The organism is Rhizorhabdus sp. GW822-FHT03C02 (assembly GCF_058801765.1).
The window spans coordinates 89212-110277 of sequence record NZ_JBXANN010000006.1 but is presented as its reverse complement, the minus strand read 5'-3'; the positions used below and the strand labels follow the sequence as shown (position 1 = coordinate 110277).

General features: G+C 69.0%; 15 protein-coding genes. 7 read left to right on the top strand and 8 right to left on the bottom strand.

What is annotated here, in order from left to right:
• The first annotated feature begins 222 nt into the window (after nucleotides 1-222).
• The 3 genes from argJ to AC1RM6_RS16545 are packed head-to-tail and all read left to right on the top strand — an operon-like array spanning nucleotide 223 to nucleotide 2858.
• Nucleotides 223-1446 carry a bifunctional glutamate N-acetyltransferase/amino-acid acetyltransferase ArgJ gene (gene argJ / locus AC1RM6_RS16555; RefSeq protein ID WP_493103125.1) on the top strand — a complete coding sequence of 408 codons (1224 nt, stop codon included), beginning with the start codon at nucleotides 223-225 and terminating at the stop codon, nucleotides 1444-1446.
• A gap of 6 nt (nucleotides 1447-1452) precedes the next feature.
• On the top strand, nucleotides 1453-2064 hold the full coding sequence (locus AC1RM6_RS16550) for a glutathione S-transferase family protein (protein WP_493103123.1): 612 nt from the start codon (nucleotides 1453-1455) through the stop codon (nucleotides 2062-2064).
• The gene (locus AC1RM6_RS16545; protein ID WP_493103121.1) at nucleotides 2064-2858 is read left to right on the top strand and encodes an inositol monophosphatase family protein; all 795 of its coding nucleotides are present in this window, start codon (nucleotides 2064-2066) and stop codon (nucleotides 2856-2858) included. The genes AC1RM6_RS16550 and AC1RM6_RS16545 overlap by 1 nt, the downstream gene beginning before the upstream one ends.
• A gap of 56 nt (nucleotides 2859-2914) precedes the next feature.
• Here AC1RM6_RS16545 and trxA read toward each other — a convergent pair whose 3' ends face one another.
• The 4 genes from trxA to AC1RM6_RS16525 form a co-directional block, all read right to left on the bottom strand.
• The gene (gene trxA / locus AC1RM6_RS16540) at nucleotides 2915-3235 is read right to left on the bottom strand and encodes a thioredoxin TrxA (protein WP_493103119.1); all 321 of its coding nucleotides are present in this window, start codon (nucleotides 3233-3235) and stop codon (nucleotides 2915-2917) included.
• Nucleotides 3236-3283: 48 nt separating this feature from the next.
• Complete coding sequence (gene addA, locus AC1RM6_RS16535; RefSeq protein ID WP_493103117.1) at nucleotides 3284-6730, bottom strand: double-strand break repair helicase AddA; 3447 nt, start codon at nucleotides 6728-6730, stop codon at nucleotides 3284-3286.
• 8 nt (nucleotides 6731-6738) lie between these two features.
• A complete protein-coding gene (gene addB, locus AC1RM6_RS16530; protein ID WP_493103115.1) occupies nucleotides 6739-9708 on the bottom strand; it encodes a double-strand break repair protein AddB in 2970 nt (989 codons plus the stop codon).
• A 139-nt stretch (nucleotides 9709-9847) separates the two neighbouring features.
• Complete coding sequence (locus tag AC1RM6_RS16525; protein WP_493103113.1) at nucleotides 9848-10552, bottom strand: dienelactone hydrolase family protein; 705 nt, start codon at nucleotides 10550-10552, stop codon at nucleotides 9848-9850.
• 125 nt (nucleotides 10553-10677) lie between these two features.
• Here AC1RM6_RS16525 and gpmA point away from each other — a divergent pair, with 125 nt between their 5' ends.
• From gpmA to AC1RM6_RS16510, 3 genes are read left to right on the top strand one after another with little or no spacing between them, the layout of a single operon-like run.
• Nucleotides 10678-11364, top strand: coding sequence for a 2,3-diphosphoglycerate-dependent phosphoglycerate mutase (gene gpmA, locus AC1RM6_RS16520; RefSeq protein ID WP_493103111.1), 687 nt, complete (start codon nucleotides 10678-10680; stop codon nucleotides 11362-11364).
• Between the two features lie 58 nt (nucleotides 11365-11422).
• Entirely contained in the window at nucleotides 11423-11881 is a 459-nt protein-coding gene (gene purE / locus AC1RM6_RS16515) for a 5-(carboxyamino)imidazole ribonucleotide mutase (RefSeq protein ID WP_493103563.1), read from the top strand.
• Between the two features lie 10 nt (nucleotides 11882-11891).
• On the top strand, nucleotides 11892-12947 hold the full coding sequence (locus AC1RM6_RS16510) for a 5-(carboxyamino)imidazole ribonucleotide synthase (protein WP_493103109.1): 1056 nt from the start codon (nucleotides 11892-11894) through the stop codon (nucleotides 12945-12947).
• 123 nt (nucleotides 12948-13070) lie between these two features.
• On the opposite strand, the gene AC1RM6_RS16505 is transcribed toward AC1RM6_RS16510, so the two are convergent.
• From AC1RM6_RS16505 to AC1RM6_RS16490, 4 genes are all read right to left on the bottom strand, one after another.
• The gene (locus AC1RM6_RS16505) at nucleotides 13071-13397 is read right to left on the bottom strand and encodes a hypothetical protein (protein ID WP_493103107.1); all 327 of its coding nucleotides are present in this window, start codon (nucleotides 13395-13397) and stop codon (nucleotides 13071-13073) included.
• On the bottom strand, nucleotides 13394-16225 hold the full coding sequence (locus AC1RM6_RS16500; RefSeq protein WP_493103105.1) for a M16 family metallopeptidase: 2832 nt from the start codon (nucleotides 16223-16225) through the stop codon (nucleotides 13394-13396). Before AC1RM6_RS16500 ends, AC1RM6_RS16505 begins: the two co-directional genes overlap by 4 nt.
• 177 nt (nucleotides 16226-16402) lie before the next feature.
• The gene (locus AC1RM6_RS16495) at nucleotides 16403-16720 is read right to left on the bottom strand and encodes a hypothetical protein (RefSeq protein WP_493103103.1); all 318 of its coding nucleotides are present in this window, start codon (nucleotides 16718-16720) and stop codon (nucleotides 16403-16405) included.
• A gap of 79 nt (nucleotides 16721-16799) precedes the next feature.
• Nucleotides 16800-18269 carry a tetratricopeptide repeat-containing sulfotransferase family protein gene (locus AC1RM6_RS16490; RefSeq protein WP_493103102.1) on the bottom strand — a complete coding sequence of 490 codons (1470 nt, stop codon included), beginning with the start codon at nucleotides 18267-18269 and terminating at the stop codon, nucleotides 16800-16802.
• Between the two features lie 215 nt (nucleotides 18270-18484).
• Between AC1RM6_RS16490 and clpB the strand changes: the two genes are divergently transcribed.
• On the top strand, nucleotides 18485-21064 hold the full coding sequence (clpB, locus tag AC1RM6_RS16485) for an ATP-dependent chaperone ClpB (RefSeq protein ID WP_493103100.1): 2580 nt from the start codon (nucleotides 18485-18487) through the stop codon (nucleotides 21062-21064).
• Nucleotides 21065-21066: the final 2 nt, after the last annotated feature.

Here is a 21066-nt window from a genome sequence, read left to right as displayed (position 1 = left end):
GGTCGGCAGATAGGTGGCGACAGGGGTTACGTCAATTCGGCGAGGGCATTTGCGCTGCTCCCGTCCGGCAAGAACGATCGGCCGTCGCGATGCTGCGGAACGATGACGGCCCCGTGGCACCGCGATGATCGATCGATGGCATCGGGGGAATATCGCCCTTCTCTCCGCTTGAGCCGCGCGAAAGGCTGGTTTTGCGCGGCGAGGCCGCTTATGCGGGCGCGCATGGAAAAGTCGCCGCTCGCCCCCGCCGCCTTCCCCGCTCTGCCCAGGATCGAAGGGGTGCGCGCCGCAATCGCCCGCGCGCACTACAAGACATGGGATCGCTGCGACCTGACCTTCGTCGCGCTCGACGAGGGGACCGCGGTCGCCGGCGTCACCACCAGGAGCAAATGCCCCTCCCCCGAGGTCGAATGGTGCCGCGCCGCGCTGCCGCTCGGCCGCGCGCGGGCGCTTGTGGTCAATGCCGGCAATTCGAACGCCTTCACCGGGCATCGCGGCCGCGCCGCGGTCGAGGCGATCGCCGCCAAGGTCGCAGGACAGGTCGGCTGCCAGCCGTCGGACATCTTCGTCGCCTCGACCGGGGTGATCGGGGTGCCGCTGCCGATCGACAAGGCCGAGGCCGGGCTCGACGCGGTGCTCGCCGCTCCGCAAGCGAGCTGGGAAGAGGCCGCCGCGACGATCATGACCACCGACACCTTCGCCAAGGGCGCGGTCACCCGCGCGGTGATCGGCGGGACGACGGTCAACCTGGTCGGGATCATCAAGGGATCGGGGATGATCGCCCCCGACATGGCGACGATGCTCGGCTTCATCTTCACCGACGCCGCGATCGATCCGGCGCTGCTCCAGACCATGCTCGAGGCCGCGAACGCCAAGAGCTATTCGTGCATCACCGTCGACGGCGACACCTCGACTAGCGACACCGTGCTCGCCTTCGCGACCGGCAAGGCCGGCAACAGCCCGGTCGCCAGCCTCGACGATGCCGGCGCCGACGCCTTCCAAGCGGCGCTGACCGATCTGTGCATCCAGCTTGCGCATCTGGTGGTGCGCGACGGCGAAGGCGCGTCGAAATTCGTGACGATCGAGGTTGCCGGCGCGGTCTCCGACGACAGCGCGCGCACCATCGCCCTGTCGATCGCCAATTCGCCGCTGGTGAAGACCGCGATCGCGGGCGAGGACGCCAATTGGGGCCGGGTGGTGATGGCGGTCGGCAAGGCCGGCGAGCCCGCCGAGCGCGACAGGCTGTCGATCCGCTTCGGCGCCACCGAGGTCGCGCGCGACGGCCTGGCGGTCGACGGCTATGACGAGGCGCCGGTCGCCGCTCACCTCAAGGGCAGCGACATCGATATCGGCGTCGAGCTCGGGCTCGGCGAAGGCCGGGCGACGGTTTGGACCTGCGATCTGACCCATGGCTATATCGCGATCAACGCCGACTATCGGAGCTGAGGGGGCATGCTGACGATCTGGGGCCGGCCCAATTCGCACAACGTCAAGAAGGTCGCCTGGCTCGCCGAGGAGATCGGACTTTCCTATGAGCGCCGCGACGTCGGCGGAAAATTCGGGATGGATGCCGCCTATCTGGCGAAGAATCCCAACGCGCTGATCCCGACGATCGAGGAGGAGGACGGCTTCATCCTCTGGGAATCGAACGCGATCCTGCGCTATCTCGCCGCGCGCCATGCGCCGGCGCTTTGGCCCGCCGATCCGCGGCTGCGCGCGGTCGGCGACAAATGGATGGACTGGCAGTTCGCCTTCGCCGACGCCCAGCGCGACGCCTTCCTGAACCTGGTCCGCTTCGCCCCCGAAAGGCGCGATCCCGCGGCGATCGCCAGGTCCGCCGAACAATGCGGGCAGATGATGGCGATCCTCGACGAGGCGCTGCGGCGCCAGCTCTGGCTGTCGGGCGACGGGTTCGGGATCGCCGACATCCCGATGGGCGTCTACGCGCACACCTGGTTCACGCTCGACATCGCGCGGCCCGACCTGCCCAATGTCGCGGCCTGGTATGAAAAGCTCCGGGCCCGTCCCGGCTATGCACCGCACGTCATGATCGCGCTGACCTGATGCACCGCCTCCACCAGCCGGTCGCCCAGCTCATGCGCGAGGTCGCCCGCGACATCATGATGCCGCGTTTCCGCCAGCTCACCACCGACCAGGTCAGCGAGAAGACCCCCGGCGACTATGTCACGATCGTCGACCAGGAATCGGAGGCACGGATTTCGGAGGTTCTCGCGCGGCTGATGCCCGAGGCGCGGGTGATCGGCGAAGAGGCCTATGCCGCGGATCCGACGATCGTCGACCGGATCGGCGACGGCCCCGCCTGGATCATCGATCCGCTCGACGGCACCAACAATTTCACCGAGGGCAAGCATCCCTTCGCGATCATGATCGGGCTGACGATCGACGGGACCCGCGAGGCCGGCTGGATCTATGATCCGGTCGCCGACCGGATGTGCCATGCCGCACGCGGCCAGGGCTGCTTCATCGACGGCGAGCGGGTGGTGGCCAAAGGATCGGGCAGCGCGCTGCCCAAGGCGGCGATCGCGACCTATTTCATGCCGAAGGACCGGCAAGAGGATGTGATGGCGCGCGCGCAGGGCAAGTTCGAGATCGTCGCGATCCCGCGCTGCGCGGGCGAGCAATATCCGCGGCTGATCCTCGGCCAGAACGACATCGCGCTCTATGAGCGGACCCACCCCTGGGATCATGCGCCGGGCGCGCTGATGCTCGAGGAAGCCGGCGGCCGGATCGCCCGCAATGACGGCGCACCTTACCGGGTCGATGTGCCGGGCACCGGCGCGATCGCCGCGTCGAGTCCCGAACTGTGGGACCGCGCGCAGGCGATCCTGTTCGGATAAGCGAAAAGGCCCGCCGGTTTCCCGACGGGCCTCATCATCATCTCGTCACGAGCCGATCAGAGTTCGCTCTCGAGCCACCCCTTGAGCTGGCTCTTCGGCGCCGCGCCGACCTTGGTGGCCGCGGGCTGGCCGTTCTTGAACAGGATCATCGTCGGGATGCCGCGCACGCCGTACCGGCCCGGGGCGTCGGGATTGTCGTCGATGTTGATCTTGGCGATCGTCACCTTCTCGCCCAGTTCGTCGGCGATCTCTTCGAGCGACGGCCCGATCATCTTACAGGGGCCGCACCATTCGGCCCAGAAATCGACGAGGACGGGGCCCTCGGCATTGATGACGTCATCGGTGAACGACGAATCGGTAATGGCTTTGGTCGGCATGAACGAACTCCTTGGTTGACCGAGATGTAGGATGGCGGCGCGGCGGGCTCAACGGCCCGCGCGATGCTTTTGCTCCTCGGGGGCATAGCCGGGCTTGTGCGCCGCGAGCAGTTCGCCGGGCAGCGCGATGAGCCGCGGACCCGCGGTGTAGAGCAAGGCCGCGTCCACCCGCCGGCCGGGGAAGATCGTCGCCAGCGCCGCCGCATAGGCCCCCATCTGATCGAGATGATGCCCGGGCACTGCCGCGATCGACCCCGGCACCCGGCGGCCGGTCTTGAAATCGACCAGCATGATCCGATCGGCGGTGACCAGCAGCCGGTCGACCGTGCCCGCGATCACCTGCCCGCCGACCACCGCCGCGATCGGCGCCTCGGCAAGCGCGTCGGCGCCGAAAATCTCGGCGAATTGCGGATCGGCGATCACCGCGATGGCATCCTCGGCGAGCGCGCGCCGCAGATCGGCATCGCCGACGCCGGCCGATCCCGCCAGCCAGCGCTCGGCGGCGGCACGACGGCGATCGGGCGCGATCGGCGGCAGCCGTTCGAACAGCGCGTGAAGCAGGGATCCGCGGCGCGCCGCCTCGCGCAGCGCCGGAGTCGGCGGCGGATCGGCGACCCGGTCGGTACCGATCGCCGATGGTGCGAGCGGCCGCGGCGGGCGCGCTTCCTGCGGCGCGGGCGCGCGCAGCCAGACCGGTTCGGCGAGGATCGGCGCCGTGCCCCGCGGCCGAGCGGCGGCGCGGACCGCCGGTACCGGCTGGCCGGCGCCATGATAATGGCGGGCACCGTCCCATAACGAATCCTCGACCCAGGACGCGCCCAGCCCGGCCAGCGCGCCGTCGACCGCCTGGTACCAGCTCGACGCCGGCGGCTCGCCCTTCGCGCGCGGCCCGAGCGCGCCGCCGATCACCAGATGCTCCTCGGCGCGGGTCAGCGCGACATAGAGCAGCCGCCAATGCTCCTGCATCTCGCGCGCCGCCTGGATCTCCAGATCGCCGCGAAACTCGTCGACCAGCTCGGCCTTTTTCGGGCGGAACACCGGGACCGGATAGGGATCGTCGGCAGCGAGCCGCCATTTGAGGGTCGAGGCGGGATTGGCCTCGGGATTGCCGGTCGCGTCGGCGAGGATGACCAGCGGCGCCTGCAGCCCCTTCGATCCGTGCACCGTCATCACCCGCACCGCATCGAGCGGCGCCGACGGGTCGCGGGTGATCTCGACCTCGCCGCGGTCGAACCAGTCGAGGAAGCGCTGGAGCGAGGCGGTTGCCCCAGATTCGAACTGGAGCGCGGCGTTGAGCAGTTCCTCGATCGGATCGCGCGCCTCGTGCCCGAGCCGCTGGAGCAGCTTGCGCCGCCCGCCGATCGGCCCGGTCAGGATATGTTCGAGGAAGCGATAGGGCGTGGTGAAATCGGCGCGTCCCAAAATGTCGTCCAGCGCGACATTGGTCTCGGCATCGCCCTTCGCGCGCACCGCATCGATCAGCGCGCCGCGGCGGCCATGGCCGACCCGATAGAGCTCGTCCTGGCTCCAGCCGAGCAGCGGCGAGACCAGCAGCGCGGCGAGGCTCAGATCGTCGTCGCGCTGGACCGCGAAGCGGATCGCCGCGAGCAGATCCTTGACCGCAAGCGGCGCGGTCAGCCGCAGCCGGTCGACACCGGCGACCGCGACCCCCTCGGCATGCAGCCGCGCGACGATCAGCGAGGCGAGCCCGGCGCGGCGGCGGCACAGGATCAATATGTCCTCGGGGCGCAGCGGCCGCCCCTTGCCCGCGAGCCACAGCGGCTCGTCGAGCCAGCGGCGGATCTGCTTCGCCAGCCGGGTCGCGAAGGCGCGGGTGGCATCGTCGATCCAGCCTTCCTCGCCTTCGTCCTCGACATCGGCCGACAGGTCGATCGATAGCGGCTTCCACAGGGTGACGGTGCCCGGCAGCTTGTGGCGCGCGCTTTCGTGGCGTTCGGCGGGTTCGGTCAGGCCGAGCGCGTCCTCGCCGAGATCGGCGATGATCCGGTCGACCAGTTCGAGGATCGGCGGAGTCGATCGGAAGCTGCGATCGAGCGAAAGGTCGAGCAGCTCGCGCCCGGCCTCGTTCGCGCGCGCATCGAACGACAGCCGCGCGGCCTGGAAGGCGATCGGATCGGTGCCCTGGAAACCGAAGATCGCCTGCTTGAAATCGCCGACGGTGAAGATCGTGCGGTGGCCCTGCGCGCGCGCGCCCTCGCCGGCGAAATATTCGCCCGCCAGCGCGGCGACGATCGACCATTGCGCGGTGTTGGTGTCCTGCGCCTCGTCGACCAGGATATGGTCGGTCGCCTGGTCGAGCTTGTAGCGGACCCAGTCGCCCATGCCCGGGGTCTGGAGCAGGCGGACCGCGGTGCGGATCAGGTCGTCGAAATCGACCACCCCGGTGGCGCGCTTCGCCTGGACATAGGCAGCGGCATAGGTCTGGCCCGCGCGCAGGCCCGCCGCGACGATCCGCACCAGCGCCGCCTTGGTGCGCAGTTCGAGCAGCCGGCGGATCGCCACGGTCAGCGTCTCGCAATGCGCGACATAGTCCGGCTCGGCGTCGATCAGCTTTGCCGAATATTTGCGTGGCTCGCCCGCCTTGGTCCGCGGGATGCCGATCAGTTCGTCGAGCATCGTCGCGCGCTTCGCCGGCGAAGCGATCAGGAAGGCGACCGCGATGTCGCTATGCTCGAGCCCGGTCTTGGTGCCCCAATTGGCATTGGCGGTGGCGATCGCGCGCAGGCAGGCGAGCGGCAGCGCCTCGTCGGCGCAGGCGGCGACGATCGCCTCCTCGACATCGCCGAGCGGGACCCCAAGCGCATGCTTGAGCCGCGGCTCGATGCCCTCGCGGCTGTCCAGCGCCGCCATCGCATCGGGCTGGCGCGCGCAGGCCATCAGATAGGATTCGGTGCGCTGCTCGCCGAGCCGACTGCTGAGCGCCTGGACGTCGCGGATCAGCGGCGGGTCGCCGCCGCCGGTCGCTCCACCGAGCATCTCGGCGAGCGTGCGCCGGGCGAGCGCCGCCTCCTCGCGCCCTTCGAGCGGGCGGAAGCCCGGGGCGAGGCCGGCCTCGGCGGGAAAGCCCGCCAGCAGCGTCTGGCAGAAGGCATGGATCGTCTGGATGCGCAAACCCCCGCCCGGCGCATCGAGCACCCGCGCGAACAGCCGCCGCGCCGCCATCACCGCATCCGCGTCGTCATCCTCGCCGAGCTGGCGCAGGTCATGAGCGAGCGCATCGTCGCCGAGCCGCGCCCAATGGGCGAGCCGGGCATGGATGCGATCGGCCATTTCGGCGGCGCCCGCCTTGGTGAAGGTCAGGCAGAGGATCGTCTCGGGCCGGACATCGGTCAGCAGCAACCGCAGCACCCGCGCGGTCAGCACATGGGTCTTGCCGGTTCCTGCCGACGCCGACAGCCAGACGAGATCGGCCGGATCGGAAGCGCGCAACTGCGCCTCCATCATCCCCAGCAACGGCTTGAGGCGCTCAGCCATGATATTTCTCAGCCATCCGAGCGCCCATACCATTCGTCGAGCCGCATCAGCTGGTCATAGTCGGCATAAGGCGCATAATCGGCGACCAGCTTGGCGGTGAACGGCTCGGCCCCGACCAGCCATTTCTCGACCGCCTCAGTCAGCGTCCGCGCGGCGAGCGCGGTGAACTCGGCCGCGGGGGTGCCATCCTTGCGCCCGACCGGGCTCGCAGCATAGCCGAGCGTGCCCGCCTGCGAACGGCCGAGCGACCAATATTCGAACGCCGACGGAATGCCCTCGGCCTCCTTGAATCCGCCGCGCTCGGCGATCAGCCCGAGCAGGCCGAGCTGCATCGAATAGCCGGCCTCGACCTGCGCCGGACTCGGCGGGACGCCGGTCTTGTAATCGACGATTGCCAGGCTGCCGTCGCCGTTGCGGTCGATCCGGTCGACCTTGCCCTTGAGCTCGATCCCGGCAACGGGGATCCGCCCCTCGACCTCGGCGGCGACCGGCACGCGCCCTTCGACCTGCAATTCGGTCATCCGCCGCGCGACCCACTCGAGCGCCTCGATCAGACGGGGCTCCCACAGCGCCTTCATCACCGGATGCGCCGACATCGCGTCGAGCATCGCATGCGCGCGCGGCAGCAGCCTGGCGGGATCGCAGCGGTCCTCGATCATCCACGCCTCGAACACCGCGTGCACCGCGCTGCCGCGCCAGGCCGGGGTCGGATCGGCATCGACCGCGTCCATCGGATAAAGGCGCAGCATCGTGTCGGCATAGAAGGCGAAGGGATCGGCCTTGAGCCGGTCGAGCTTGGTCACCGCCAGCACCCGCGGCCGATCGGCGACCGGCGGCGCCGGCGCCGGCCGGTTGGCCGGGCTATAGCCCTCCGGCCGGTCGAGCGATCCGGCCCAGCTCTTCAGCCGATGCTCGCGGGTCAGCCCGCCGGTCATCGCCTCGAGCCGCAGCCAGAAGCGCGACGCGATCGTCGGCGCGCGCGCGTCCCTTCGGGCGCGGGTGACGATCACCTGCGGGGCGCCGAGCGCCATCGCGAAATCATGCGCCGACAGCCCGATCCGCCGTTCGAGCCCCGGCAGGCCGAGCTCGGCGCGGATCCGCGGCGCGAGCCACGGATCGGGGCTCGGCATCGCCGGCCACACCCCTTCGTTGAGCCCGCCGAGGATCATCAGGTCGGCATGCTGAAGCCGCGCCTCAAGCAGCCCCCAGATCGAGATGCGCGGGTGGCCGCCCTGCGGCGGTCGCACCGCCGCTTCATCCATCATCCGCCGCAGGATCGGCCCCACGCTCGGCGGATCGCAGCGCGGCGGCCCGAGCGGGGCGGCGGCTTCGAGATCGGCGATAAGGTCGGCGGCAGCGCGGCCGTCGGGCCCCGACCAGGCGGCATCGTCGGCCAGCAGCGTCGCCGCCTCGCGGATCGCCGCGACATGATCGCCGAGCGCCTGCGCCGCGCCGAACGCCGCCTCGAGCGGTTCGAGCATCGCCCGCACCGCGCTCCACATGCTCTGCGCCGGCGCGCGGACGCGCTGGGCATGGCGGTCGCCATCGGCGAGATAGGCCGAGATGCCGCCGAGCCCGCCGGGCGGCCGCGGCCCACGCAGCGCGGCGTCGAGCCGGCGTACCCCGTCGAGCCAAGCGCCGCGTTTGTCGCCCTGCCGCACCAGCGGATGCTTGAGCAGCGCCAGCAGCGGTACCGGCGCGAACCGCTCGGCCGCCGCCTCGGCGACCGCAAGCAGCAGCGTGCCCGCCGGGGTCAGCGACAGCGGGGTGCCTGCCGAATCGTCGGCGACGATGCTCCAGCGCGCGAGATGCGCCGCGACCCGGCGGGCGAGCGGCCGATCGGGGGTGACCAGCGCCGCGGTCCGGCCCGGCGTCTCGATCGCTTGGCGCAACGCGAGCGCGATCGTCTGCGCCTCCTCGGCGGGGTTGGAGAGCTCGATCGCGCGGATACCCGACAGCCGCCGCTGCCAGGGTTTGAGCCCCTGCCACAAATGGGTGAATTCGGCGGGCTTCATCGCATGGGCGAGCGCGAGGCTGCGCACCGCGCGGGCATCGCGGCGGCCGCCCCAGCGCCAGCGGCGGACTTCCTCACGCCCGACCCCGAGCCGGTCGAGCAGCAGCTTGAGATGATATTGCGGATGCGCCTCGATCGGCCTTCTGCGTTCGCCCTCTTCCGCGGGCCGGTCGCTGCCGAGCGCATCCCACTCGTCCTGCGGCGAGGCGATGTCGATGCCGGGGAGCACGACCATGCCGTCGGGCAGGCGGCACACCACCGCCATCAGCCGGGCGACCGCGGGCGCGCTGGTGGCGATGCCGGCGGCGACCACGAAGCCCGGTGGCGGCGACGCTTTCCAGCGCTTGGCGACCCGGTCGAGCAGCAGGTTGCGCCGCTGGGCCATGTCGATCGCGCCGCGGGCGGCCAGTTCGGCGGGCCAGCGTTTGAGGATCGCCTCGAGCAGGTCGAGCGAATGCTGCCAGTGCTGCGACAGCTCGGGCGACGACACGATGTCCGAGAGCCGGGTCGGATCGAGTTCCTCGACCAGCAGCTGGTCGAGGGTCGAGGCGAGGTCGCTCGCCAGCCGGATCGCCTCGCCGGCATCGACCGGCTCGCCGACCGCCGCGCGCATCTCGCCGATCAGCCGGGCGAGAATCATCTGCCGGTCGAGCGGATCGACGATCGGCGGGATCGGCGCGGCGTCATCCGCATTCTCGCCGTCTTCGATCGGATCGAGCAGCCCGCCGAGCCTCTGCTCGAGATCGGGATCGCCGACCGCGATCAGCCGCGGCAGCAGCAGCCCGCCCTCGGCGCGCCGCACGAACGCGTCGCGGATCGCCCCCGCCGCCCGGTTGTTGGGAACGAGGATGATGCCGCGGGCGAGGCCGAGCGGATCGCCGCCATGGGTCGCGATCAGCCCGGCCGCGAGCGCGTCGCCGAACGCCCGGTGCGGGGGGATGGTGAAGACCTGAGGGGATGTCACCCGATGACTCTAAAGTGATTTCGAGGCAGATAGAATATCTGCCGGCTCGGAAATCACGGCAAACAAAGACAATTTAGAGTGTGTTCTGATCAATCCCATCAGGACACACTCTAAAGCGATTTCATCGCGTCCGGAATCCTCAGGCGAAAATCTCCGCGAGGAAATTGGTCGCCGCCTGCCATGACCGCGCATCGGCGACCGGGCTGAACATTTCGGGGCGCTTCGGATTGGTGAAACCATGGACGGTGTGGCCATAGGCATGGAGCTGCCAGTCGGCCTTGGCTTCGGTCAGCTCGTCGGCGAGCCCGATCACCGCGTCGGGCGGCCCCAGCGGATCGTCCCAGCCGTGCAGCACCAGCGCCTTGGCGGTGATCGCAGCATTGGCGAAGGGCGGCCGGTCGTAGACGCCGTGGAAGCTGACGACGCCGAGCACATCCGCCCCGGCCCGCGCCAGGTCGAGGACGCATTTGCCGCCGAAGCAATAGCCGATCGCCGCTGCCTTCGCGGGGTCGACGACATCTTCCAGCCCGCGGGCGATAGCGAGCGACGCCTCCAGCCGCTCGCGCAGCAGCGCGCGATCGTCGTTGAGCAGTTGCATCGCCGCGCGGGCCTCATCGAACGAGGTCGGCGTGTTGTCGGCCCCATAGACGTCGATCGCCACCGCGACATAGCCAAGCGCCGCCAGCAGCTTCGCCCGCTCATCCTCATAGGCCGTGCGCCCCATGAAGGTGCCGGCGACCAGCACCAGCGGCCGCGGCCCCGCAATCGCGTCGTCCCAGGCGGCCAAGGCTTCGAACAGCACGCCCTTATGGTCGTGGCGCAGGGTCGTGGTGGTGATCGTCATCGCGGTTTCTCCATGTCTTTCGCCGATCTGCCCCAGGATCGATGACGGGTACAAGCGATCCGAAGGTGACATACGCCCCCCCGCCCGATTAAAGGGCCGCAGCGAATCCGAAACAGGGAGACTTCATGCCCACGCTCGTTCTCATCCGCCACGGCCAGTCCGCCTGGAATCTGGAGAACCGCTTCACCGGCTGGTGGGACGTCAACCTGACCGATCTCGGCATCGAGGAGGCCAAGGCCGCCGGCGCGCTGATGACCGAAAAGGGCTTCGACTTCGACATCTGCTACACCAGCTTCCAGACCCGCGCGATCAAGACGCTCAACCTCGCGCTCGAGGCGATGGGCCGGCTCTGGCTGCCGGTCGAAAAGGACTGGCGGCTGAACGAGCGCCATTATGGCGGGCTGACCGGGCTCAACAAGGCCGAGACCGCCGCCAAGCATGGCGACGACCAGGTCAAGATCTGGCGCCGCAGCTTCGACACCCCGCCGCCGGTGCTCGAGGTCGGCAGCGAATTCGACCTCGGCCAGGACCGCCGCTATGCCGGCATCGCGATTCCGCAGACCGAAAGCCTCAAGGACACGATCGCCCGGGTTCTGCCTTATTGGGAATCGACGATCGCCCCCGATCTCAAGGCCGGCAAGCGGGTGCTGATCTCGGCGCACGGCAATTCGCTGCGCGCGCTTGTCAAGCATCTGTCTCACATCTCGGACGACGAGATCACCGGGCTCGAAATCCCGACCGGCCAGCCGATCGTCTACGAACTCGACGACGATCTCAACGCCACCGACCGCTATTATCTGTCCGAGCGCTGAGACCGCAAAAGCATAAGGGGAGGACGCCGTGGCCGAAGCGCCGCTGATCGGCATCATCATGGGCAGCCGGTCCGACTGGGAAACGATGCGCCACGCCGCCGAGACGCTCGCCGCGCTCGGCGTGCCGCACGAGACGAAGGTCGTCTCGGCGCACCGCACCCCCGATCGGCTGGTCGATTATGCCAAGACCGCGGTCGGCCGCGGGCTCAAGGCGATCATCGCCGGTGCCGGCGGCGCCGCGCACCTGCCGGGCATGACCGCGTCGATGACCCGGCTGCCGGTGCTCGGCGTTCCGGTCGAATCGCATGCGCTCAAGGGCATGGACAGCCTGTTGTCGATCGTCCAGATGCCCGGCGGCATCCCGGTCGGCACGCTCGCGATCGGCAAGCCCGGCGCGATCAACGCCGCCCTGCTCGCCGCCGCGATGCTCGCCAACAATGACCCCGCGCTCGCCGACCGGCTCGACGCCTGGCGCGCGAAGCAGACCGCCGACGTCGCGGTCGAGCCGTTCGACTGATCTGGCCGGCATGATCACGCCCGGATCGACGATCGGCATCTTCGGCGGCGGCCAGCTCGGCCGGATGCTGGCGATCGCCGCCGCCAATCTGGGCTATCGCACGACGATCTACGCGCCCGAGGCCAGCGGTCCGGCGATCGAGGTCGCCGCCGACTGGATGCAGGGCGCCTATGACGATGCCGAGGCGCTCGACGCCTTCGCCGCGGGCGTCCAGGTCGCGACCTACGAGTTCGAGAATGTGCCGGTCGCACCGCTCGAAGACTTGGGCGTCCCGCTGTGGCCGCTGCCGCGCGCGCTGGCGATCGCCCAGGATCGCGGCCAGGAAAAGGCGTTCGTCGAACAGCTCGGCGGCCGCCCTGCCCCGTGGCGCGCGGTGTCGAGCGAGGCAGAACTGGTCGCGGCGATCGGCGAGATCGGCGCGCCGGCGATCCTCAAGACCCGCCGCTTCGGCTATGACGGCAAGGGCCAGGCGCGCCTCCGCTCGGCCGACGACGCGGCCGCCGCCTGGGCGACGATCGGCGGCCAGCCGGCGGTGCTCGAAGGCTGGGTCGCGTTCGATCGCGAATTCTCGCTGCTGGCGGTGCGCGGCATCGACGGCACGATCCTGTTCTGGGATCCCGTCCTCAACCGGCATGACGACGGCATCCTCGCGCTGTCGACGGTGCCGGCCGGGCTCGACCGGGCGACCATCGACCAGGCGCAGGCGCTGGCAGTGCGGATCCTCGAGGCGCTCGACTATGTCGGGGTGCTCGCGATCGAATTTTTCGAAACCGCCGACGGCCCGGTGTTCAACGAGATGGCGCCGCGCGTCCACAACAGCGGCCACTGGACGATCGAGGGCGCGGTGACCTCGCAGTTCGAAAACCACGTCCGCGCGATCTGCGGCCTGCCGCTCGGCAGCACCGCGCTCGCCGCCCCCCGGGTCGAGATGCACAATCTGATCGGCGCCCAGGCCGACGACTGGGCCGCGATCCTCGGCGACCCGACCGCGCATCTCCACCTCTACGGCAAGGGCAAGGCCAGGCCGGGTCGCAAGATGGGCCATGTGACCAGATTGTTTTTTTGACCTCAAACGCCGGGCGGCCAGCATCCGCTGGCCTTGGCTTCCTCGCATAAGCTCGGGCGGCCGTTCGGCCTTGCGGAGCCTTACGGCTCCGACGCAGATCTCAACGTAGGCACAAGAAGCACGTCAAACGTCGCTGCGCTTCGTTCCCGCCATCGCCGCCTTGCCGAACGCCCCCATGATCACCACGCCCTCGAACCGGCCGTCCTCGACGGTCGCCTTGCCGACCAGCGTCATCCGCATCGGCTTCTCGGTCGGCATCTTCCAGGTCAGCCGGTTGCCCTCGATCCGGCCGTCGACGACCTCGAGTTCGCCGACATCGGCGATGTTGGTGCCGGTGAAGCGGTCGCCGTCACGGACGATCGTGAATACCGACGTCTGTTCGCCGAACGAGGCGCGGGTCACGCAGTCCCAGACGCCGGCGATCGTATCGGCCTCGGTCTCGACGCTCATTTGCCGACGGTCCGCTTCTCGACCGGCAGCCCGAGCTGCTTGAGCTGCGGCTCGACCTTCGCGGCATCACCGACCACCACCCAGAGCAGATCCTCGGGATGGATCGCGGCCCGTGCCGCGGCGTCGAGGTCGGCGGCGGTCATCGCGCGATAGCGATCGGCGAGATGGTCGTAATAATCGTCGGCCCGCTTCGCATAATAGTTGCGCTGCATCCCGCCGAGCACGTCGCTCGCCCCCTCGAAACTGCCCGGCAGCTCGCGGATCTTGCCGGCGATGGTGCGGTCGCGCTCCTCGCCGGTCACGCCCTTGGTGGTCAGGAAGGCGGTCATGTCGCTGCGCATCGCCGCGATCGAATCGCCGGTGCGATCGGCCTGGACCGGCGCATAGACGAAATAGGGCATGCGCTCGTCGACCCGGCTCAGGAAGGACGACACGCCATAGGCCCAGCCCTTGGTCTCGCGCAGGTCCGAGTTGAGCCGCGACAGGAAATCGCCGCCGAGCACGTCGTTCGCCGCGAGCAGGGTCGAAAGCTCGTCCCGACCGGTCGCCTTGAGCACGGTTCCGCCGAGGATCAGCGACTGGGGCGATCCGGGGCGGTCGATCAACACGATCTTCGGGCTGGCCGCGGGCACCGGTGCGGCATCGGCCTTGGCACCGGGCGCGGCTTCGCCCTTCCAGTCGCCGAAACGCGCGTCGAGCGCCGCGACGATCGTCGCGAGCGGCAGATCGCTGACGACGAAGGCGGTCGCCTTGTCGGGGCGCAGCCACGCGCGGTGGAACGCGGTCATGTCGGCCGGGGTCAGGCTGGCGACGATCGCCGGATCGCCGGTGCCGGTGAACGGCACGCCATAGCCATGCGCCGGGCCGTAGAGCAAAGGCGGCAGGATGCGCAGCGCCAGCCCCTGCGGCTGGGTCATCTCGCTCTTGATGCGGGTGAGCTGCTGGTTCCTGAGCCGGTCGACCTCGGCCGGCGCGAACGCCGGATTGCGCACGACATCGGCGAACAGGGCGAGCGCGGGCGCGAGATTGGGGCTGAGCGTCGAGAGCTGGACATTGGTGCGGTCCATCGCCGCCCCCGCGCCGATCGACGCACCGAGCCGTTCCTCCTCGGTCGCGATCTGCTCCGAACTCAGCGTCTTCGTCCCCTCATCCAGCAAGGCGAGCATCAGCGACTGGGTGCCGAGCTTGGCCTTGGGATCGGCGGCGTTGCCGGCGTCGAACGACAGGGCCACCCGGGTCATCGGCACCGCGTCGCGATGCGCGTAGAGCAGCTCGATCCCGTTCTTCAGCCGGGCATGTTCGACCTTGGGGAATTTCAGCGCGACATCCTCGCCGACGTCCGGCATCGCCTCGCGCGGCTTGTTCTCCTGCTTCTGCGCGGGCTTCGCCTCGGCGACCGCGGGGACCGCCGGCTTGGCCTGCGCCTCCTCATAGGCGCCGCGGGGCCCCGGATTGACGATCAGGGTGAAGGCCGGACGCGACAGCCATTTGCGCGCGACCCGCAGCACTTCGGCCGGATCGACCTGGGCATAGGCCGCGAGCTGCTTGGCATAATAGCCGGGATCGCCGGCATAGGTCGCGCCCTCGGCCAGGGTCGCGGCCTTGCCGCCCATGCCGCCGACGCTTTCGAGCCCGGCGATCTGCCGGGTGACCTCGCCGGTCGCGACGCGCCGTACCTCGTCGGCGGTCGGCCCCTTGGCGAGCAGATCGGCGATCACCGCGTCGAGCCGCGCGCCGACCAGCTTGGGATCGACCCCGGGGCGGACATCGGCGCTGACGGTCAGGATGCTGACCCGCTCCATCGCCTCGATCCCCGCCGAGACCCCGACCGCGACCTTCTCCTGGCGAACCAGCGCATTGTCGAGCCGCGACGAGGCGAGACCGCCGAGCACGGTGGTGGCGACGTCGAGCGGCACCAGTTCGGGATCGGCATAGCCCGGCACCGCCCAGTTGCGGGTGATCCGGGTGGTGGCGACCTGGTCGGTCAGGGTGATGCTCGCCGGCTTGGCGAGGGTCGGGACCGTCGCCGCGGCCTGGACGACCTCGGGCCCGCGCGGGATGTCGCCGAAATAATGCGCGACCATCGTCTTGGCGGTGGCGACGTCGATGTCGCCGGCGAGCACCAGCACGGCATTGTTCGGGCCATATTTGGCGCGGAACCAGCCCTTCACATCGTCGAGGCTGGCGGCATCCAGATCGGCCATCGATCCGATCGTCGAGTGGCGATAAGGATGGCCTTCGGGAAACAGGCCTTCGAGCTTGGCATATTCGACCATGCCGAACGGGCTGTTGTCGCCCTCGCGCTTCTCGTTCTGGACCACCGAGCGCTGGTTATCGAGGATCTTCTGGTCGATCGCACCGAGCAGATGCCCCATCCGGTCGCTTTCGAGCCACAGCGTGCGGGCGAGGCCGCCGGTCGGCACCGTCTCGAAATAATTGGTGCGGTCGAAGCTGGTGGTGCCGTTCATGTCGGTGGCGCCGATCACCTGGAGCGGCTGGAAGAAATCGCCCGGTGAATTCTCCGAACCGTTGAACATCAGATGCTCGAACAGATGCGCGAAACCGGTCTTGCCCGCGGGCTCGTCCTTCGACCCGATATGATACCAGACCGACACCGCGACGACCGGCGCCTTGCGGTCGGTGTGGACGATCACCTTCAGGCCATTGGGCAGGGTGAAGCTGTCAAAAGGGATCTTCACCCGGGCAACGAGATCGGCGACCGGGGCGACGGCGGACGGAGCAGCCGGTGCGGCGCCAAGCGGGGAAACGGCCAGTGCCGCAACTGCCAGGGCGATCAGCACCGAGCGCCCTTTATGATCCTGGATCAACTATATCTCCACACGCGCATGGCGCCGGCATCCATCGGACGCCGACAGAAAGTCGATCCTTATCAGAACTATTCCCGATGTACCTAGGATTGACGGAGGGCTCGAACATGCGCGGGCTCGGGCCCGCAGCGTCGCGAAAACATCAGTCCACCGCCGAATCCGGTTCCGGCAACGGGTTCAACGTCCGGGCTGGTAACTCGCGAACCGCGCTTCGACCCGATCGATGCGCTGCTGGATCATCGCATGATGGTCGGGGTTGAGCGTTCCACCGTCGGCAACCTGCAGCCTGAGCGCCTCCTCGCGGATCGCGGACAGCGCCCGATGCCGCTTCTGCGCTGCCAGGATGAGCGGATTTACCGGCGTCCCGACATAGGCGAAGCTGTTCGTGCCGGTCGCGGGCTGAAAAACCGGGCTCGACGATGCGGCGGGGTTAGCCTGGACCACGGTGGCAAGCGGCGTGAAAGCGAGGACGGCAAGACCGAGGAGCATGCGCATCGATATTCTCCCGTGGCTGGAACGGGCAGCATATCGCGGCGCCCGCCCGGCCGGAAGGTTCGGATGACTCCGTTTCGGATCAATCCCCAGACATCGCCGGCCCGAGATCGGGTCCCAGCGCGGCGACCAGGGGGGTGAGATGGTCGCGATAGTTGCGCCAGCGCCCCGAGGACCGACCGTGCAGCGGCTCGCGGACCTGCCAGACGCTGGCGGTGCGGACCGGCCCCGTCTGGCGATGGAATTCGAGGCTCGACTCGTCGAAGCCAAGCCCGACATGCGTCGACAGCCTGGCAAGCGCCGTCGCGGGATCGCGAACGAGGCGATCATAATCGAGATCGAGTATGTCGTCGCCGAACAGCACCTTCCAGTGCCGCATCAGTCGCAGATAGTGGCGATAATGATGGCCGATATCGTCGAGCCGCGCGGCATAGCCGAACGACCCGTCGAGATGCAGCGAGAAGAGCGACAGGCCGTTGTCGAGCGGATTGCGCACGGTGTGGATGATCCGCGCCTGCGGAAAGAGCGTCTTGATGAGTCCGATATGCAGGAAATTGTCGGGCCGCTTGTCGGTCACCAGCCCCGCCCCCGGAAAGCGGTGCGCGACGATCGCGCGATACTGATCGGCGAACCGCGCGAAATCGGCCTGGCTGCGCCCGGCCATGGCCGCGGGATAGGGGGTAAGCCCCCGCGCCAGCGCCGGGATCAGCGGCAGCTCGCCGCCGGCGGTGACCGCGGGATGGCTCGCAAGCAGTTGCTCCACCAGCGTCGATCCCGAACGGAACATCCCGCAGATGAACAGCGGCGCGGCGGCTTCGTCGGCACCGCCGGCCATGCGCGCCGGGAAAGCGGCGATCAGCGCATCGACCAGCGCCTCGAACCCTGCCCGATCATAGGGGGGCGCGGCGATCCGGTTGGCGGCGGCGAAGGCCGCGAACGCCTCGTCATAGCGGCCGACATCGTCGAGCAGCTTGCCCAGGGCGAAGCCGAGCAGCGCCCGATCGTCGGGGGCGATGTCCGGTTCGCCGAGCCGCGTACGCACCGCATGGACCAGCGGATCGCCGGCATCGGCGATGCGGGTCAGCCCGGCCATCCGCGCCAGCGCCAGTGCATGACCAGGCTCGGCGTCGAGCAGCCGCCGATAGGCGATCAGCGCCTGGGCGCGCGCGCCCGCCTCCTCGTGGAGATTGCCGAGATTGAGCAGCGCCGGCCCATAGTCGGGCACGAGCGCCAGCGCCGCCTCGAGTTCCTTGCGGGCAAGGTCGGGCCGGTTGAGGCCGTCGGCGAGGATGACACCGCGGTTGAGATGGATCTCCTCGGGCCCCGACGCCCCGCGTTCGAGCGCCTGCTGGTAGGAGGCGAGCGCATCGGCCAGCCGCCCCGACTGCCGTTGCAGCCAGGCGAGATTGTACCAGCTCTCAGGCAGGTCGGGCCAGCGCGCGAGAAGCCGCCGATAGGCGTTTTCGGCTTCCGGATAGCGCCCCGCCTCGCGCAGCGCCGATGCCTCGGCCAGCATCGCGTCGCGCATCCTCAGCTCCGCGGCGGTCGACATGGACAGATGCTCACCTTTTTTCGCTGCGCCCGGCGCGATTGGCCGTTCGCCGGGGATGTCCCGCGGCAGGACCATCCTATATCCGCGTTGATGCCGTCTATCCGCCTTCACAGGACATCGTACAGTGGGTGGCATCAGCGGAAAACCGAAGGCTCATGTCTTGTGTTGCATAAAAGCAACACCATATCGCCGGGGATAGGACAACAGGGACCGTCATGAATCTCGAAAAATTCACCGACCGCGCCAAGGGCTTCCTCCAGTCGGCGCAGACCGTCGCGATCCGCATGAACCATCAGCGGATCTCGCCCGAACATCTGCTGAAGGCCCTGCTCGAAGACGAGCAGGGCATGGCCTCGGGCTTGATCAAGGCTGCCGGTGGCGACGCCGGCACCGCGCTTCGCGCGACCGACGCGGCGCTGGCGAAGGTGCCCGCGGTTTCGGGCAGCGGTGCCCAGCAGTCGCCCGGCATCGACAACGACCTGGTCCGCATCCTCGACCAGGCCGAACAGATCGCCCAGAAGGCGGGCGACTCCTATGTCACCGTCGAACGGCTGCTGCTCGCGCTGACGCTGGCAACGGCGTCGACCGCGGGCAAGGCGCTCGCCGAGGCCGGGGTCCGCGCCGAGGCGCTCAACGCCGCGATCAACGAACTGCGCGGCGGCCGCACCGCCGACACCGCGGGTGCCGAGGACCGCTACGACGCACTCAAGAAATTCGCGCGCGACCTCACCCAGGCCGCGCGCGACGGCAAGCTCGACCCGGTGATCGGCCGCGACGAGGAGATTCGCCGCACGATCCAGGTGCTCGCGCGCCGCACCAAGAACAACCCGGTGCTGATCGGCGAGCCCGGGGTCGGCAAGACCGCGATCGCCGAGGGCCTCGCGCTGCGCATCGCCAATGGCGACGTCCCCGACGGCCTCAAGGACCGCAAGGTGATGGCGCTCGACATGGGATCGCTGATCGCCGGCGCCAAATATCGCGGCGAGTTCGAAGAACGGCTCAAGGGCGTGCTCGACGAGGTCAAGGGCGCCGAGGGCCAGATCATCCTGTTCATCGACGAGATGCACACGCTGATCGGCGCCGGCAAATCCGAAGGCGCGATGGACGCCGGCAACCTGCTCAAGCCCGCGCTGGCGCGTGGCGAACTGCACTGCATCGGCGCCACCACGCTCGACGAATATCGCAAATATGTCGAGAAAGACCCCGCGCTGCAGCGCCGCTTCCAGCCGGTGTTCGTCGGCGAGCCGACGGTCGAGGACACGATCTCGATCCTGCGCGGGCTCAAGGAGAAATATGAGCTGCACCACGGCGTGCGGATCACCGACGGCGCGATCGTCGCGGCGGCGACCCTGTCGAACCGCTACATCACCGACCGCTTCCTGCCCGACAAGGCGATCGACCTGATGGACGAGGCCGCCTCGCGGCTGCGGATGGAGGTCGAATCGAAGCCCGAGGAGATCGAGAATCTCGACCGGCGGATCATCCAGCTCAAGATCGAACGCGAAGCGCTCAAGAAGGAGACCGACGCCGCGTCGCGCGACCGGCTCGATGCGCTCGAAGCCGATCTCGTCGAACTCGAGGAACAGTCGGCGGCGCTCACCAGCCGCTGGCAGGGCGAGAAGGACAAGATCAACGCCGAAGCCAGGCTCAAGGAGCAGCTCGACGCCGCCCGCATCGAGCTCGACCAGGCCCAGCGCCGCGGCGATCTCGGTCGCGCGGGCGAGATCTCCTATGGGGTGATCCCGGGGCTCGAGCGCGAATTGGCCGAGGCGCAGGGCGCGACCGCCGGCGCGATGCTGCGCGAGGAGGTCACCGGCGAGGATATCGCCGGCGTCGTCGCCCGCTGGACCGGCATCCCGGTCGAGCGGATGCTCGAAGGCGAGCGCGAGAAGCTGCTGGCAATGGAGACCGAGCTCGGCAAGCGGGTGATCGGCCAGAAAGATGCGGTCGAGGCGGTCGCGCGTGCGGTGCGCCGTTCGCGCGCCGGCCTGCAGGACCCGAACCGGCCGCTCGGCAGCTTCCTGTTCCTCGGGCCGACCGGGGTCGGCAAGACCGAACTCACCAAATCGCTCGCCGAATTCCTGTTCGACGATTCGTCGGCGATGGTCCGCATCGACATGAGCGAGTATATGGAGAAGCATTCGGTCGCGCGGCTGATCGGTGCCCCGCCGGGCTATGTCGGCTATGAGGAAGGCGGCGTTCTGACCGAGGCGGTGCGGCGCCGGCCCTACCAGGTCGTGCTGTTCGACGAGGTCGAGAAGGCGCATGCCGATGTGTTCAACATCCTGCTCCAGGTGCTCGACGACGGCCGGCTGACCGACGGCCAGGGCCGGACCGTGGATTTTGCGAACACGATCATCATCCTGACCTCGAACCTCGGCAGCCAATATCTGTCGAACCTGTCGGACGACCAGTCGGTCGACAGCGTCGAGGATCAGGTGATGGAGATCGTCCGCGGCCATTTCCGACCCGAATTCCTCAACCGGCTCGACGAGATCATCCTGTTCCACCGGCTGGCGGCCGAACATATGGGGCCGATCGTCGACATCCAGGTCGGCCGGGTCGCGAAGCTGCTCAAGGATCGCAAGATCCGGCTCGATCTCACCGACGGCGCACGCGCCTGGCTCGGGCGGGTCGGCTATGATCCGGTCTACGGCGCGCGGCCGCTCAAGCGGGCGGTGCAGAAATATCTGCAGGACCCGCTCGCCGATGCGATCCTGCGCGGCGACGTGCCCGACGGGTCGACGCTGCGGATCGACGAGGGCGACGGCAAGCTGGTGCTGACCGCCGCCTGACG